The sequence below is a fragment of the Tangfeifania sp. genome (genome assembly GCF_055108615.1).
The window spans coordinates 1-17,324 of record NZ_JBSQIC010000080.1 but is presented as its reverse complement, the minus strand read 5'-3'; the positions used below and the strand labels follow the sequence as shown (position 1 = coordinate 17,324).

Annotated in this window: 11 protein-coding genes; 6 read left to right on the top strand and 5 right to left on the bottom strand. The window is 42.4% G+C overall.

The genetic code is table 11. The features are described from left to right. From ACTCNA_RS14565 to ACTCNA_RS14545, 5 genes are all read left to right on the top strand, one after another. The coding region (locus ACTCNA_RS14565) for a TonB-dependent receptor plug domain-containing protein (protein WP_462948660.1) at positions 1-2,818 on the top strand (2,818 nt) is incomplete at its 5' end. A 20-nt stretch (positions 2,819-2,838) separates the two neighbouring features. Further along, positions 2,839-4,692 carry a SusD/RagB family nutrient-binding outer membrane lipoprotein gene (locus tag ACTCNA_RS14560; RefSeq protein ID WP_462948659.1) on the top strand — a complete coding sequence of 618 codons (1,854 nt, stop codon included), beginning with the start codon at positions 2,839-2,841 and terminating at the stop codon, positions 4,690-4,692. A gap of 130 nt (positions 4,693-4,822) precedes the next feature. Then, positions 4,823-6,535 carry a GLPGLI family protein gene (locus ACTCNA_RS14555; protein WP_462948658.1) on the top strand — a complete coding sequence of 571 codons (1,713 nt, stop codon included), beginning with the start codon at positions 4,823-4,825 and terminating at the stop codon, positions 6,533-6,535. 161 nt (positions 6,536-6,696) lie between these two features. Beyond that, positions 6,697-7,923, top strand: coding sequence for an ROK family protein (locus ACTCNA_RS14550; protein ID WP_462948657.1), 1,227 nt, complete (start codon positions 6,697-6,699; stop codon positions 7,921-7,923). Between the two features lie 44 nt (positions 7,924-7,967). Beyond that, positions 7,968-9,062, top strand: a complete 1,095-nt coding sequence (locus ACTCNA_RS14545; protein WP_462948656.1) for a glycoside hydrolase family 5 protein — start codon at positions 7,968-7,970, stop codon at positions 9,060-9,062. Between the two features lie 74 nt (positions 9,063-9,136). Here the strand turns inward: ACTCNA_RS14545 and ACTCNA_RS14540 are convergent, their stop codons facing one another. Then, complete coding sequence (locus ACTCNA_RS14540) at positions 9,137-10,603, bottom strand: Gfo/Idh/MocA family protein (protein WP_462948655.1); 1,467 nt, start codon at positions 10,601-10,603, stop codon at positions 9,137-9,139. Between the two features lie 238 nt (positions 10,604-10,841). Between ACTCNA_RS14540 and omp85 the strand changes: the two genes are divergently transcribed. Beyond that, a complete protein-coding gene (gene omp85 / locus ACTCNA_RS14535) occupies positions 10,842-12,191 on the top strand; it encodes an Omp85 family outer membrane protein (RefSeq protein WP_462948654.1) in 1,350 nt (449 codons plus the stop codon). A gap of 116 nt (positions 12,192-12,307) precedes the next feature. Here omp85 and ACTCNA_RS14530 read toward each other — a convergent pair whose 3' ends face one another. The 4 genes from ACTCNA_RS14530 to ACTCNA_RS14515 form a co-directional block, all read right to left on the bottom strand. After that, positions 12,308-12,478 carry a hypothetical protein gene (locus ACTCNA_RS14530; RefSeq protein WP_462948653.1) on the bottom strand — a complete coding sequence of 57 codons (171 nt, stop codon included), beginning with the start codon at positions 12,476-12,478 and terminating at the stop codon, positions 12,308-12,310. 69 nt (positions 12,479-12,547) lie between these two features. Continuing rightward, positions 12,548-13,612, bottom strand: a complete 1,065-nt coding sequence (locus tag ACTCNA_RS14525; RefSeq protein ID WP_462948652.1) for a VOC family protein — start codon at positions 13,610-13,612, stop codon at positions 12,548-12,550. Positions 13,613-13,634: 22 nt separating this feature from the next. After that, entirely contained in the window at positions 13,635-14,429 is a 795-nt protein-coding gene (locus ACTCNA_RS14520; RefSeq protein ID WP_462948651.1) for an SDR family NAD(P)-dependent oxidoreductase, read from the bottom strand. Between the two features lie 235 nt (positions 14,430-14,664). Next, a complete protein-coding gene (locus tag ACTCNA_RS14515) occupies positions 14,665-17,076 on the bottom strand; it encodes an alpha-ketoacid dehydrogenase subunit alpha/beta (protein ID WP_462948650.1) in 2,412 nt (803 codons plus the stop codon). Positions 17,077-17,324 lie beyond the last annotated feature (248 nt).

Below are 17,324 nucleotides of genomic sequence, written 5' to 3'. Positions count from 1 at the left end.
AGCAGCACATGCCGACTGGGCCGGAAGTTCCAACGATTTTGGTAACCAGCTTAAAAACCTGAACCCCGACAACTTTGAATCTGTATCAGTTCTTAAAGGTGCAGCCGCAACAGCTTTGTATGGTTCGCGTGGTATTAATGGTGCCGTGGTAATTGAAACCAAAGATGGCCAAGGTGTAAGAGGTTTAGGAGTTAAAGTTACTCAGTCGTTTGGGATAGATCATGCTTTTGCACAACCCGATATTCAGTATGAATACGGTCCTGGAGCAATGCCGGGATATGTTGATTATGGAGAAAAAGACAGCAATGGTAATTATTACAGGTTCTCCAATGACCAGTTTTATACCAATGCTGATGGCACCCCTACTAAGCGTGGGCATCCATGGGAATGGATGGGCTTTGGCCCTAAGTTCGACGGCCGTGAAATTATTGATTATGATGGTACTACTACAACTTTTAATCCTGTCGAAAATAACATGTTGGGTGCCTACGATCTCGGGTTTAACAGCAACACATCGGTAGCTGTGAGTGGTGGTAATGAAAAGAGTACTTTTTATTTATCTGATTCTTATAACCACCGAACCGGAGTGTTTCCTTCCAATAAATTTACAAGAAATTCACTGAAATTTTCAGGAACACATAAAATGGCCACTTGGCTGGAAGCCGATGCATCGATAACATTTACAACTTCAAATCCGCAGAACCCGAGGAACGATCTTGCCGAGCTTTTTATTACCGGTACCTGGGTAAACTGGTATGATGCTGAAAAATGGAAAGAACGTGAAGTTTGGCAGGCATCTCACGGTGGTGTTCCGCAATCGGCTTATGGTGATAAATATTCCTATGTTCCTGCTAATTCAACCTGGTTTCAGTACAATCTGAATCAAAGTTCTCGTGAAGAACAGGTGGTAAGACCAATTGTTGGATTTACCGCTGATTTAACTGATTGGCTTTCATTAAGGGTTGAAGCTAATAAGAATTCATATTCAGTAAAATATGAGAACAAAGAGCTGGGAACCGGTTATGCCAACGATGGTGGTTATTATGAACTCCGCCATGATAAAGACGTGAGCCAAACCGGAAAAGTGGTTGCTAATATTACCAAGCAATTGACGGAAGATATTTCAACCAACATTATGCTGGGTGGTGAGCTTTGGAAACAGGAAAAATCTTACACTAGTGTGAGAACCGATGGAGGTTTGATTGTGCCCGGGCGCTACTTCCTTGATAACTCGAAAAAAACCAAAATTGGATCTGGAAGCGTAAGTAGTACCAAACAAATTAACTCACTCTACTTCCTTGCCAACTTTGGATGGAGAGATGTTTTATTCCTCGATATAACAGGACGTAACGACTGGTCTTCGGCACTTGTTTATACCGATGGAACCGGAAACTATTCCTATTTTTACCCATCTGTAAGTGCTTCGTGGTTATTCAGCGAAACGCTCAATGTGCCGGACTGGCTCTCATTTGGTAAAGTGCGTGTTTCATGGGCACAGGTTGGTAACGACACAGCTCCTTATTTCCTGAATCCGGGTTATTCCATCGGGAATTACGAGCTGGCTAACGGAAGCTTCGTCTATAATAATGCTAAAAGCACCACCTCGGTTGACCGTGATATTTTGCCGGAAAAGAAAAACTCACTGGAAGCTGGTTTGGATGTTCGGCTATTTAATGGCCGCTTTGGAGTTGATTTTGCCTATTATAACGAGAACATTAACAACCAGATTGGGCAGGTACCAATTCCGCAGGAATCAGGTGTTTCAAATTTGCTTACCAATGTAGGTTCACTCAAAAACGAAGGTTTCGAACTGAAAGTGGATGTAACTCCGGTACGAACTGCAGATTTCAACTGGACCACTACATTTAATTATTGGGACAATACTACTACTGTTACTGATCTTCATGAAGATTTCGGTGCTTATAAAGTGCTCGGTGATACCTATGTTAACTATGGTAATTATCGTATTGGTTCTGTGGCTTATGACGGAGGCGAATATGGCGTATTAATGTCAGATATTTTGCCGTTGAAATATAAAGTTGACGATCCGAACGATCCGAAGAATGGTTTACCGGTACTGGCATGGTCCGACTCAAGAAGAGGAGCCTACTACCAACGGAGTTATGAAGTTCAGGAAATTGGTAAAATTCAACCCGATTTTGAAGGATCCTGGAATAACTCATTTAAATACAAAAATTTATCGTTGTCTGTGTTAATAGATGCCAGATTTGGCGGAAATGTTGCATCGTATGCAAACCGCTACGGAACTTCTTATGGTTGGCTGGAAACTTCACTCGAAGGCAGGGGACCAGAACATGGCGGTGTTTCCTGGACTTCAGAATACAGTGACACCCAGGGAAGAACCTATACCGATGGAATTATTCCCGAAGGTGTTTTTGCCGACGGCCAAATGGTTATAGCACCAAGCGGAGAACAGGTTGATGTAGGCGGAATGACCTACCAGGAGGCCTTTGATGCTGGTTACGTAGAACCAACCCATGCCGGATTCTACCACTACTTTACCAACTCATGGGGGCAGGGTGTTATAAACGACAGCTGGTATAATGAACTTAGTTATATCGCTCTCAGAAATATTTCTTTGGGATATAACTTGCCCGGCAATATTGCGCAAGCTATTAAAGCACAAAATGTATATGTTGGAATTAATGCCAGAAATCTTGGTTACTTGTACAATACCATGCCAAATAACATGAATCCTGAAAGTTTGCGTGGTACAACAAGTGATGCCAGCTTTTTGCAACGTTCTGTAATGCCATATACTGCAACTTATACATTCACCTTATCTGTTGACTTTTAAACAATTAAAATTAGAAAACAATGAAAAATAAAATTAAAATACTCTTTGCATTTATATTTTTGATTGCATTAGGGTGCGATAAAGATGAATTTGCCGATTTGAACACAAATCCATCCAGCTTATCTGAACCCGATCTGAGATACTCGATTACCAAAGCTGTAGAGCAAATGTATGGTAACGATTATACAAACTGGTTTTATAATAATTTCCAGTATATTTATCCATGGTCGCAAATTACAACCGTACAGGGAGGAAACGGCCCGGCAATGGCTGAAATGGGACCATTTGGAACACAGAATATCTATTCAGCACTGATTCCGCAAACAATGGATGTGCGGCATCGGATTGATGCGATGAATGAGGAAGACAAATCTGTTTATCAGGCATTAAAATCTGTTACTTATGCTATTCAGATTCAACCGGCGATTACAAATACTGACCTCACAGGTTCAATGGTTTATTCTGAAGCCGGTTTGGCACCTTATACAACTCCTCCGTTAATTACGCCTGAGTACGACACCCAGGAAGAATTATTCAATATTTGGCTGTCAGAACTTGACAATGCTATTGAGGTGTTGACTACTGCACAAAACCAGGTGGTGTTGGGAGATCAGGATGTAATTTACGGTGGCGACTACGAAAAATGGGCTAAATTTTGCAACCTGTTGAAACTCAAGATTGCAGCAAGACTTGTAAATACTAATCAGTCGAGAGCTCTTGAAATTGCTCAGGAAGTTGCAAATTCCTCTGCTGGCTATATGGATAATCTCGATGATGATTTTGTTTACAATCGGGGTGTTAAGTATTACGGTACCGGAAATGGTATGTGGATTGGTTATGCCGGAAGAAATATTATTGACTTTTTAGTTGAAAACAGAGATCCTCGTTTACGTTTCATTTTCGAAAAGAACCATTTTAACGCCGAAGTAGTTCAGGCATTTATTGATGCCGGTAAAGATTTACCACCATACGTGGAAGAGTATGTTGAATTTGATACTGAAGGTAACTTTGCAAACTGGAAAGCACCGGGCGAACCATGGGTAAGATATCATGGTGTCCCACTTGCACCCGATGCTACACTTGCTGCAGAAAACGACATCTATTTTGACCAGGGAACACTTTACCGGATAACATTGAATGATGTGGAAAAAACTTATTCCGCAACTTCATTGTTTTCGGAAAAGCTGGTTCGTACTACTTATGATTATACCTACCCAACAAAACCGGGTGGACGTGTAATTCAACTGAAGGATAACGATCCTCCACTGAATGTAATTTTGGGAAGTTCAGCAGAAACAAATCTTTATTTGGCTGAATTTAAGTTGCTTGGGGCAAACCTGCCAAAGTCGGCCCAGGAATACCTCAACCGCGGGGTAGAACTTTCAATACTAAGGGCAGATGCATTGGCTAAAAATAACCAAATGCCTTATTATGAAAGCGATCCGGTTTACCAGGATGCTGAAATGGCTGCAGAAGCTGCTACTCAGTTAAAAGCAGGTGAAATTGATGCTGTGCTTGAACAACCCGCATACGATTTGAGTACCGATGGTTTGGAAAAGGTTTATATACAGCAATATATAAACTTTGCAAATACACCCGGTGATGTTTGGTCGCTTATTCGTCGTTCGGGCATACCCAAACGGAATAGTGAGTATCTGGCATGGGATCCGCTTTTTACATCAGGAAATGAACTAACTCTCCCGAGAAGGTTTACAGTAGGTACACCAACAGAGGATAGTAAAAATTACGAAAATGAATTGGAAGCAGTTCAGGAACAAGGTTTCACAACAGGAACATCAGATCCTGAAATATTGAACTCAGAAAGACTGTGGTTCGACGAGCAAAACCCGAACTACGGTGCTGGTCCGCAATAGCAGAAAAACTCAATTTTATTGAATAGTTAAATGAATAGAACAGGAATCGTCTCAATAAGGGGGCGGTTTCTGTTTTTTTAAGAAGGAATGAGATTATTCCACGGAAATTTAAAATCAGTAAAACCAAACAATGTCAGGAACAAAAAAAATATTACTGCTGTCGATAGCTCTCATGTTTAGTGTGTTTGCTGCAAATTCAAAAGAACAGATTAAAATTACGTACAACTGGGTAATCAACGGCGAAGAATCTTCACGTGGCGGCCAAACAATATTGCTTGCAGGCTCCGAAAAAGCAAAAGCATATTCTGAACGGCCCGATGTGGAACTGATTCCGCAAACTCCCGAAGAAGCCTCTTATATGGATTTTAGCAAAGAAAAAACTTACCAGGTAGCCGATTTGGCTGACGGTACCAGAATTTTTACCGAAAAAGATTTTTCAGAATATCCTGAAATTACCATCACTGAAGAAACCGACGAGATATTAGGCTACACCTGCAAAAAAGCAATGGCCGTTTTACGGTCCAATTCCATTGAAATCTGGTTTACCACCGAATTGAACGCCCGCGGAACCCCATCGATGAATTATGGGGTTGTGGACGGATTGGTGCTAAAAACGGTACGCAACGGAAATTATGCACAGGTTGCTACCAATATCGAAAAACTGGATGCAGAATACCCCCAAAAGATTATTCCCGCGGATTTGGGAGAAAAAGCGGATCAGCCGCTCTACCGACACCGACTCACCGACAGTTTTATAACTGAAGTGAATGTGTTCGACGATGCACAAATAAACTGGGGAGATACCATAGTGAACCCGGAGGGATTTCAACCCGGTAAAATTTACCGCTATGCTGGCGGAACAGTCATTGCCAAAAAAGTGAAACTGCCAGATGTAACTTCCGATTACCAGGTGTTTGCCGAACTGACCCAGTACTCAAACGGCGATGCGTACGACCGGACAGGTTCGGTGTTTATGATTCCGCAAAGTAAAGAAAAGTCGTTTATGAATGCGCTTCAAAACGGGATTGAAACCGTGCCGGCATTTGAAGCCGCCAACGGGAAAAGTTATCACGGAACAGTGGCCACTCCCGATTTTTTGCCGGCCGTTGAATTGATTCGTTTCTTTACCACATTCGGAATCAACCACTACAACGACGAAGTGCAGGTTTACGGCCAGGAGTGGGAAGACAAATCGTTTTACAAACAGGACGTTACCGAGCTGCTTCCATTATTACAGGGCGAGGTTTGGATTGGCGTTTATATTGGAAATTACGACAAAGGCGGGCACAAAGTCAGCCTCGATTTAAAATACCATCCGGGCAGCCGCGTGGTGCGCGATGAACAGAACGAAAAACCCTGGATTTATTCGCTATTCAATACGCTCAACATTATGGAAATGGCCGGACAGGAATACGGAACCATGTTCGAAGGCGATTCGCTGGAAATTGATTTTACCGTACCCGAAAAGGTGGAGAATGTTTACCTGCGTTATATTTCAACCGGACACGGCGGCTGGGGCGGCGGTGATGAGTTTAACCAAAAGCTGAACGAAATCTTTATCGACGGAGAATTGATCCACAGCTACATTCCGTGGAACACCGATTGCGGCACTTACAGAAAATACAATCCTTCTTCGGGTAATTTCTGGAACGGAATAACCTCGAGCGATTACAGCCGCTCGGGCTGGTGTCCCGGCGAGGCAACCAACCCGGGTTACATTCCGCTTACCAATTTATCACCCGGTAAGCATACCCTGAAAGTTGCCATTCCAATTGGCGAAAGGGAAGGTAACAGCTTCAGTGCCTGGAATATTTCGGGCGTATTGATTGAAGAAATGGAATAGTGTTTTTTCATAGATAGTTCATAGTTTCAAAGAGGTAGCTGCGGTTGCCTCTTTTGGTTAATTTCGGTGGTTAACAAACAGTTATTAAAAAATGAATTATAAGGTACTTTTTATATGGAAAATATCTTAAAATTGCATCAGGGAATTAAAATAGTTGTTTTATGATTTTCGAAAAAACCAATCTGAACGAGCCACTTTCAGGAAACGAACTCAAAAAATACCGGCAGAAAAAGAAAATACTTCAGCTTTTGTATAGTCATCAAAAACTTTCAGGGCCTGCTATTGGGAAACGAATTGGAGTTAGTTTGCCCACTGCCATAACAGTTCTGAACGAATTAACCGAAGGCGGATTTGTGGAAGTTAAAGGTGCCGGTAAATCCAGCGGCGGCAGAAAACCTACACTTTACGGATTATCCAATGATTCCTTATATATAGTGGCCTGTGAGCTTGGAAGATACTCCGGGAAAATTTCAGTATTCAATACTCACAACCAACAGGTAACTCCCGTCCGGAATTTTGATACAACAATTGACGACAATAAACTGACGGAAAAAATTTACAGTAATGCACAGGATTTGATTCAGCAAAATAACCTGAATGGAGATTTGATTTATGCCGTTGGCGTGGCTATGCCCGGGCTAATTGATGAGGTACACGGTATTAACCACACCATAAAGAACGAGGCGTACCGAAATGTGAAAGAGCGGCTTGAAAAAAAGTTCGGCAAAATGGGTTACATCAACAACGATGCCCGGATGCAGGCCTATGGGGAATATATTTTTGGAGCCGCCCAAAGGCACCACAATTCCATAATTGTAAACTGGAGTTGGGGAGTTGGCCTGGGTGTTATTCTGGACGGGAAACTATATAACGGTGCCAACGGTTTTGCCGGTGAGTTGTCGCACATTCAGTTAGTTGAGAACGGCAATTTGTGTATTTGCGGTAAAAGAGGCTGCCTGGAAACTGTGACTTCTGCTTATGTATTGTTGCGTGAAGCAGCAATTGGAATTGAGAACAAAGTCGTATCGCAGCTTACCGGGAAGTTTCAGGGGCGAACCAGTGAATTAACACCCGAAGATGTAATTTCTGCCGCCAAAGCAGGAGATGAGTTTTCTATACAGTTATTACATAAACTTGGACTTGCCCTGGGGAAAGGACTGTCAATAACTATTCAGTTGCTAAACCCGGGCATTATTGTGCTGGGCGGCCCCATTTCAACAGCCAACCAGTTTGTGCTTACACCCATTCAGCAGTCATTGAACAAATATTGTCTGGAACAAATTGTTGCCAATACCAAAATTGTGATTTCAGATATTTGGGAGCAATCAGGATTGCTGGGCATTACTGCCATGCTGTTTCAGAAGTTATTCAGCGATATGTATAAGTAATGACTATTTTTAATATAACCAAAATTATCTAAATTAATATTATTATGAAAAAATTTGTAGCTATTTTTTTTGCTGTATTTATTTTTGCTTGTCAGTCACCTACCAGTCAAAACAACGAAAAATTTGAAGTTTTCAGAGGAACCAACATCGCCCATTGGCTATCACAGAGCGAGCAAAGGGGAGCTGAACGGGAGCAGTTTTTTACCAAAGCAGATGTTGAAGCTATTGCAAATATGGGATTCGACCATGTGAGGCTCCCCATTGATGAAGAGCAAATGTGGGACGAAAACAGACAACGCCACCCTGTTGCTTTCCAGTTAATGGAAAACTGTATCGACTGGTGTGCAGAATACGATTTACGTGTGATTGTGGATTTACACATTTTGCGTTCGCATCATTTTAATGTTGAAGAAAAACCTCTTTGGACCGACCCGGCTGAACAGAAAAAGTTTTACGATTTATGGCGCGATTTGTCTGCCTCACTTAAAAAGTATCCAAACTCAATGGTGGCCTACGAACTGATGAATGAAGCAGTGGCCGATGATCCGGAATTATGGAATAATCTTGTAGCCAGCGCTGTGGAAGTAATCCGGGAACTGGAGCCTGAGCGTACTATAGTAATTGGCTCCAACCGCTGGCAATCGGTCGATACGTTTGATGAGTTAAAAGTTCCTGCCAATGATCCGAATATTTTATTGAGTTTTCACTTTTATGAACCCTTTTTGTTAACACATTACAATGCAAGTTGGACAGGCTTGAGAGATTATGAAGGCCCGGTTCATTATCCCGGAATTATTTTAACCGAAGAAGAATTCAATAATTTACCGGAGGAGATGAAAGATGCTGCGAAGGATTGGGTTGGCAAAGAGTTCAATAAAGAATGGATTCTGGAAAAATGGCAGGGGCCTGTTCAAAAGGCCAAAGAATTAGGGGTACCTCTCTATTGCGGAGAATTTGGAATTATAGCTGGTCCGCCTGAGCAAGACCGTTTGAACTGGTACCGGGATATGATTGAACTTTTTGAGGAAACGGGAATTGGATATGCCAACTGGAATTATAAAAGCGGCAGCTTTGGATTGATCGACGGAGAAGGTTTCCGAAATGAAGAACTGATTAATATTATATCCGGTAATTTTTGAAAATGTCATTCTGCACGAAGTGAGAAATCTTTAAAAAAACAGATTTCTCACTTCGTGCAGAATGACAAAAAGGATCAAATATCGAGCTGGCTTTCAGCTTCGGCTGTAATTTTTACTCCGGTTGTACCGCCACGTTTGAGTTCAATGTCAACAGGCTCGTTGGTTTTCCACGAACCGTTTGTAAAGTCAGGTACATCAATTGAATCGGAACGGTTGGCAACTGACCATTCGCTGAGTGGCCCAACCACACTCCACAATGCTGCATCGTAAACATCCTCGTCGAGTGGAATTCCATTGCGCAGGCAATCGATTAAGCGCCAGTCCATGATAAAGTCCATGCCACCGTGGCCACCAACCTTACGGGCCATTTCGCCAACCAGTTTTACAATTTCAGGTGTGTATTGTTCTTCAAGTACTTTCATTTCGTCATCGCTAAACCAGCTGTGGCCTTTGGCAATTTTACCCGGGGTGGGATATTTGCGTGCAATCCCCTCGGTACCGCTTACAAGGTGTATTCTTGAATACGGACGAGGGCTGGTTACATCGTGTTGAATCATTATGGTTTTACCCTTGTTGGTGCGAATGGTTGTCGTGTTCATGTTCCCGCGGTAGCTGTCGGTGTTGAATTGCTCGTAAAAACCATCTTTTGCTGCAAGTTCTGCCGCCATTTTTCCCATTTGGAAATCGTCGGTTGACATGGAAGTAAGGTAATCCATTTTATCGCCCCGGTTCACGTTCAGTACCTGGCAAACAGGCCCCAAACCGTGAGTAGGGTAGAGGTTACCGTTTCGTTGCTGGTTTTCCTTCAGGCGCCACATATCCGAATAGGAACCTTTGTCGAAATTATTTTGCAGCAGGTCGTGAATATAAGCGCCTTCTGTGTGTACAATTTCGCCAAAGAAACCCTGGCGGGCCATATTTAATGTAAGAAGTTCAAAGAAATCATAACAGCAGTTTTCCAGCATCATGCAATGCTTTTTGGTCCGTTCCGATGTTACTACCAACTGCCAGGCTTCTTCTACCGTACCGGCTGCCGGTACTTCGGTGGCAGCATGTTTCCCGTTTTCCATGGCATAAACGCACATGGGGGTGTGCAAATCCCAGGGCGTGGCAATGTAAACCAAATCCACATCCGGACTTTCACACAGTTCTTTCCAAACATCTTCGCTGTTAGTATATTCCTTTGCTTTTGGCAGACCGTGTTTCTCCAGGATTTGCTGGCCCCGCTCAACACCCGCCGGATTTTTGTCGCACAACGCGGTAATTTTTACCCCTTCAATATTCGACATCCGTTCTACAGCACCGGGACCTCTGTTGCCCAAGCCAATAAAGCCTATTCGAACTGTTTCGAGTTTAGGTGCTGCATATCCGCTCATATTAAACTGTTGCGGATGCGACTTATTAACTGATTCTTTAATGGATGAAAGGGCCGATTCCCCGCTTCCATTGCTTTCGCGGCTGCATGATGCTAATCCCCCTGAAAGCATCCCGGCTCCCGCAACGCCGGCAATTTGGAAAAATTTTCTCCTGTTTGTTTTCATCTTGACACGTGTTACTATTGATTTTAGTTTTAAATTTATTTCAAAAGTATATCAATAAATATTGAAAAGTTTAAAAATACAAATTTCTGTTTCATTATCAACTGATTTTTTCAGAAAGTTAAAAACCACTGTTATTTTTTTCTATATTAGTTTGTTGAAATTTGTTTTATGTTTAAGTTGATCGATTCATTAGTTTCGTTTCAGATAAAATTATACAATTCTCACTAAATCAAGACTTATGAAGAAAGTTTTTCCTCTTTTGAGCATTTTCCTCATTTCTTTTTATGCCTGGTCGCAGGAAGATGTTACAAAAACAGGATGGAATTTTGGTGCTTTGCCCACCATTACCTTCGACACCGATTTGGGATTTCAGTATGGAGCGTTGGTAAATTTATACAATTATGGTGATGGGAGTCGTTACCCCAACTACGATCATTCACTCTATTTCGAGGTGTCGCGTTTTACAAAAGGGAGTGGAATTAACCGGTTTTACTACGATTCGGATAAGTTGATTGAGGGCCTGCAAACTTCGGTTGATATCAGTTATTTTTCTGACCAGGCTTACGATTTTTACGGTTTTAACGGATATGACGCAGTGGTTAACCCCGACTGGATTGACGACCAAACAGAAGAGTATAAAAGCCGCGTGTTTTACAAATACGACCGGAAACTGTTTCGGTTTAAAGTGGATTTGCAGGGCAATTTTTCGCAAAGCATTTTTCGCTGGGCTGCCGGCATAAATTTGTTGAATTTTTCTGTAGGCTCGGTTGATATCGATAAATTAAACGATGGAAAAGACGATGCTGAAAAATTACCCCCGCTCGCGGAACAACCCGGCCTTTATGAAAAGTACAGGGATGAATGGAATATTATACCGGAAGACGAAGCTGACGGTGGGTTTGTGCCCACACTCAAAGCCGGTTTGGTTTACGATACCCGCGACAACAAACCCAATCCCATGAAAGGAATCTGGACCGAAGCAGTGCTGGTTGGAGCTCCCGAATTTCTGGGAGCGGAAAGCGGTTTCGTAAAATTTAATCTCACACATCGCCAGTATTTTACATTGATTCCCAAAGATTTGTCGCTGGTTTACCGGTTGGCTTATCAAACAACGGTTGCGGGACATACGCCGTTTTATTACCAAACACAGGTGATTACTTCGGTTTTAAAAGGAGCCAGCTCCGAAGGGCTGGGAGGCGCAAAATCGTTACGCGGCATTCGCCGTAACCGGATTATGGGCGATGGGTTTTTCTACGGGAATGTGGAAACCCGATGGAAATTCGCACGGTTTCAGTTTATAAACAATAATTTTTACCTCGGGTTAAACGGGTTTGTCGATTTTGGGCAGGTAACTGATAAAATAAATGTAGAAAGAGAAAACAGAATAACAACATTAGTATTACATCCTGGCTATGAAAGTATTGATGAATATTTTGATGTTGGTGCTGAAAGTATGCACTTTTCTTACGGTGCCGGCCTGCGCATTGCAATGAACCAGAATTTTGTAATTGCCGTGGATTACGGTTTTGCTGCCGACGAACGCGATGGCGATTCGGGATTATACATTGGATTAAATTACCTTTTTTAAACTATAACTTATGAAAAAATTATTATAAAGTTTTCTGCTGTAGGTCGATGAACCGTTTCGCTTATTGTAGAAGTCAAGAATACCAATCAAATCTTCTCTGGCCTCAGGTGACCATTCTATTTTGTATCGAACCATTCCTGAATTTGATTGTGAATTTTATCGTTTGAAATAGTTCCTCCTTTTTTCAATTGATTTCTGGCTAAAAAAATTCGCTCTTTTTCAAAGTCATTCAACGTATAAACCCCAGAGGCAACTTTTAATTCCAGCAGATTTTTTAATTCATTCAAAAACACATTTTTTCAAGTTGAATTGCAATTAAAGTAAATCATGTAATCAGGAATAATCCAAATATATTTTTAATTTTTCACTCGGTTAAACCGGAACATTTTCAGCAGCCAGTTGGGCAGCGGGTGATGGCCCCGTTTTCGGAAATCCACAAACCAGCCAAATTTTTTCAGGATAGGTATTTTATGGGTTTCCACGAACTCAATGAGCGTACCTTCGGGTGCCTGTATGTAGGCAAAGCTTCCGGCCGCCTCGCCCATGTCAAAAGTTTCCGAATCGCGGGCACTGTCAACCGTAAACGGAAACCCGGCTTCTTTCACTTTCTTGCGGAATTCGTTTATGCCGTTTATGTCGTAGCAAATGTGGATGAATCCCGGGTCACCCCAAATCCGGCCCTCATAAATATTTCGGGGTTGGCGGTCGAGTGCCTGCACCAGTTCAATATATGATGAGCCGAAAAACGGGCTGAAAGCGCCATTTTTCACATCGGAGTGTTTGAGCAGTACGCGCCTGAATTGTCCGTTGCCGCCGGGCAAAACTGAAAAATCAGCAAAAGAGTCAGTTTTGTCGTACACAATCTTGTCGTACTGCAAAATATCCCGGTAAACTTTCAGGCTCTCGTCCAGGTTTTTTACCCCGATCACAGCTCCCAGCACTCCACCGTTCACGGATTTTTCGCGCCTGAAAACTTCGTGTTCATGCTTTACTTCCCATAAATTTCCGAAATTGTCTTTCAGATAAAAATGTTCACTTCCTGCCGGGTCTTTCGATATTTCGCCCAAAATATCCAGTCCTTCAGCTAAAAATTTCTGAAATGCTTTTTCTATGTTGTCTGTCTTCAGTTTTCCGATGTTGATACCTAAATCACCCAGCCGGATTTCAAAACCGGGCAATTCCGGTTTTTTCCCTTTGTGTTGCCAGATTTCAAATCCGCCGCCGCCCTGCATATTGAGCGCCAGCACCGCGTGCCGTTCACGTGGTTTACCCCCTGTGTACGGGAGCATGAGTTCTGCCGTGGCCACATCTTCAAACATGCGGATATCCATTGAAAAATGCTCGCGATACCATTTCCAGGCCTCTTGTAAATTTTCAACGCCTACACCCAACTGCTGAATTCCGTTAATTTTTGCTGACATTTTACTTTTGATTTTGAGTTTTTTACAAAGGTTCAACCTTTGACGACAAATAATAATAAATTCGTGGGAAAAACCGGCGGATATGCACCATAATCAGTTCTGTTCCGCCAACCAGTATTTCTTTTCGTTCTTTTTTTAGTTTCCGGCAAATAACTTTTGCGCTTTTTTCGGCCGGTTCTCCTTTCTCCTGACCTCTATCCATTTTCCCGTGTGCCGTGCCGTCCTTTTCGAGCGCATTAACTGAAATATTTGTTTTTATGCGACCGGGAATAATAATGGAAACCCGGATGTTGTTAGCCACATTTTCGGCTCTTAGGCTTTCAAAAAAGCCATGCAGTGCATGTTTTGTCGCAGAATAAGCTGATCGGTAGGGGAACCCGAATTTTCCCACAATACTCGATGTAACCGCTATTTGTCCGCCTCCGTTTGCAATCATAGCAGGTAATATTGCTTTGGTAAGGGCAACAGTGCCAAAAAAATTCACTTCAAAAATTTTACGATCAACCTCCGTGGATGTTTCACTAACCAACGACCGCTGGCTGATGCCTCCAAAATGGTAAAGTGCATCAATCTTGTTTTCTTCTGCCAAAACTTTTTGAGCTGCCCTTACTACAGCTTCTTCATTGCCTAAATCGAACGGGACTACTTTTGCAGAGCTGCCATTCTTTTGGCAAAAAACGGCCACATCATTTAATGCTTCTTCATTTCTTCCTGAAAGAATTAAATGAAGCTTCTTTTTCGAAAGCTCCATGGCGGTAGCTTTCCCTATTCCCGAGGAAGCTCCTGTTATCCATATGGTTTTGTTTGAAAATTCCATAACCTGTTCGGTTCAATGCCTGCGAAGATAATATTCAAAAACCGCAATTGAATTGTTCAGCCCATAAAAAAGTTGAACTTTTAATATCAATTCGGATTTTATAATCAAAAATATTTTGTTTATGGCTTGATTAGTGGTGCTTTGAAAATTACATTTGGTAATTAAAAAAAAGGCTATCTTTTTTAAAGACAGCCTTTTGTTTCAGCTTAAAATTATTGGATGTATCAGTGAAAATCTATAAAACTGTATATTTCTTAATATCCACATCGTGCATCATTTCATAAATGGTTGCAAAAAGTTTTTCCACATTTGGTTTTGAGAAATATTCCCCATCTATTCCGTAGGCGGGTTTGTGTGCCATCGCCGGAAGCGTGCGCGGTGCCGTATCGAGGTAATCATAAGCTTTTTGCTCTTCCATCACTTTTTGCATCATGTAAGCCGTGGCGCCACCCGGAACATCTTCATCAACAAAAACTACTTTATTGGTTTTTTTAATTGACTCCAGGATGATATGGTTAACATCGAAAGGCATGAGTGTTTGAACGTCGATTACTTCAGCCGAAATACCTTTCAGTTTCTGGAGTAGCCCGGCAGTTTTTATTGCATGGTGGGCATTCCAGCCATAAGTTACAATTGTTATATCGGTTCCTTCTTTCAAAATTTCTGGAACCCCCATTTGAACTTTGTATTCACCGGGATTGGCCGGCAATTTTTCTTTTACATTGTATCCTTTCAGCGGTTCGATTACCAGTGCCGGATCGTTGGCTTCGAGAAGTGTGTTATACATTCCGGCGGCCTGCGTCATGTTACGCGGTACACACAGGTGAACACCCCGTATAGAGCCAAGCAGCATTTGCATGGGTGAACCAGCATGCCACATTCCCTGCAACTGATGACCCCGCGTGCGGACTATTACCGGAGCCGCCTGTTTTCCTTTGGTGCGGTATTGCAGTGTGGCCAAATCGTCGCTGAGTGTGGAGTGCGCATAAATAAGGTAGTCGAGGTACTGAATCTCGGCAATGGGGCGGAACCCGCGCATGGCTAATCCAACGCCCTGTCCGATTATTGTTGTTTCCCTGATTCCTGTGTCGGAAACACGGTGGGCACCGTATTTTTTCTGCATGCCTTTCATTCCCTGGTTTACGTCACCCAGCATCCCGGTATCCTGACCAAAAGTTACCAGGTTCGGGTGCTTTTGGAAAAGCACGTTAAAATTGGAATTGATAATTTCAGCACCGTTAACTTCCGCTGAATTGTCATCGTATTTAACAGGTGCTGAGGTAACTTTTACCGCAGAATCCTGATTTTCGCGGGTTAATTGCCGGTTGTAAAAATCAAAACTTTGTCCTTCAAATTCAGCTATCCAGTTTCTTAATTTTTCTCTTTCATCATTTAGCTTTTCGTTTCCATGAAGCTCGAAAAACAGTCGCTTGGCAAAAGTTAAATATTTTCTGCGTGTGGGAAATATTCTTTGTTTTACCTCTTTCAATTCATCCAGTTTATCTATTTCTCCTTCTGATAGATTTTTTACATTTTGAACTATTTTTTCAAGTTCGGGAGAACTGGCATGAACTCCTGATGTGAAATTTTTCCAGGCTTTTTGTTTGGCTTCTTTGGCTTTTTTTAGTGCTTCTTTCTCAATTTCAGTAATGGTTTCCACATCTGCTTTCCCCGATTCAAGCAACCATTTCCGGAATTGGTTGAGCCCGTCATACTCTTTTTCCCATTCCAGCCGCTCTTTGCTTTTGTAGCGTTCGTGCGAACCAGAGGTTGAATGGCCTTGTGGCTGAGTGAGTTCCTGAATGTGAAACAGCACCGGAACCTGCTCTTTGCGGCAGTAATCTATCCCTTCCGAGAAAGTATCCACCAGGGTCGGATAATCCCAGCCTTTGCAGGTAAATATTTTTATTCCGTTTGTATTTTTTTCTTTCTGAAATCCTTTCAATGCTTCAGAAATACTTGCTTTGGCAGTTTGCAGTTCCACCGGAACGCTGATGCCATAACCATCGTCGTAAACCGCAACAGCCATTGGCACCTGCATGACAGCAGCTGCATTGATAGTTTCAAAAAACATCCCTTCCGAAGTACTGGCATCTCCAATGCTTCCAAAAGCTACTTCGTTGCCGGTCACATTGTTTTTCAGGTGCTTTTTCATTTCGGGATTTTCCCTGACTATTTTTGAAGCCTGTGCCAAACCGAGAAGTCGGGGCATCTGGCCACCGGTTGAAGAGAGGTCAGCAGCTGAGTTATACTGATCTGCAAGGTTTTTAATTTCGCCGTTTTTATCGATGTTGGGCGTGGAAAAGTGATTGTTGAAATTTCGCCCCCCGGTGGAGGGGTTCATTTCATCATCGGTATCGCCGTAAATCATGGCGAAAAACTCTTCGGGTTTCAGCAACCCAAGTGCCAGCATAAAAGTCTGGTCGCGGTAGTAACCCGAGCGCCAGTCGCCTTTTTTAAATGTTTTGGCATAAGCCAGCTGAACAATCTCTTTACCGTCGCCGAATATTCCGAAGTGCGCCCTTCCGTTGTGAACTTCGCGGCGTCCCAGAATACTTAAATGCCGGCTTAAATTAGCCAGATAGTAGTCTTTTAACGCAGCTCCGGTAGTGGTTTGGGCTGTTGTGGTAATTTCTGGTTTTTCCAAGTACATACTTTTTTATTTAAGACATTTTGGTCTTGTAATCTTTACGAAATAACATCGTGAAACAGGATTTGTTTAAATGTTGTTCTGACCCTTGCCGGAATGAGTGCAACATTAAAAAACAATCAACCTCAGCGAGGTCGAATGTGTATAGAAAAAGGCAATTATCATTGAGAAAATACGGCTCCGGCTGGAGTCGTATGTATTTGGTGCTTCTCATTTTCTATAAGCATGTGAACCCTCCGGGTTCA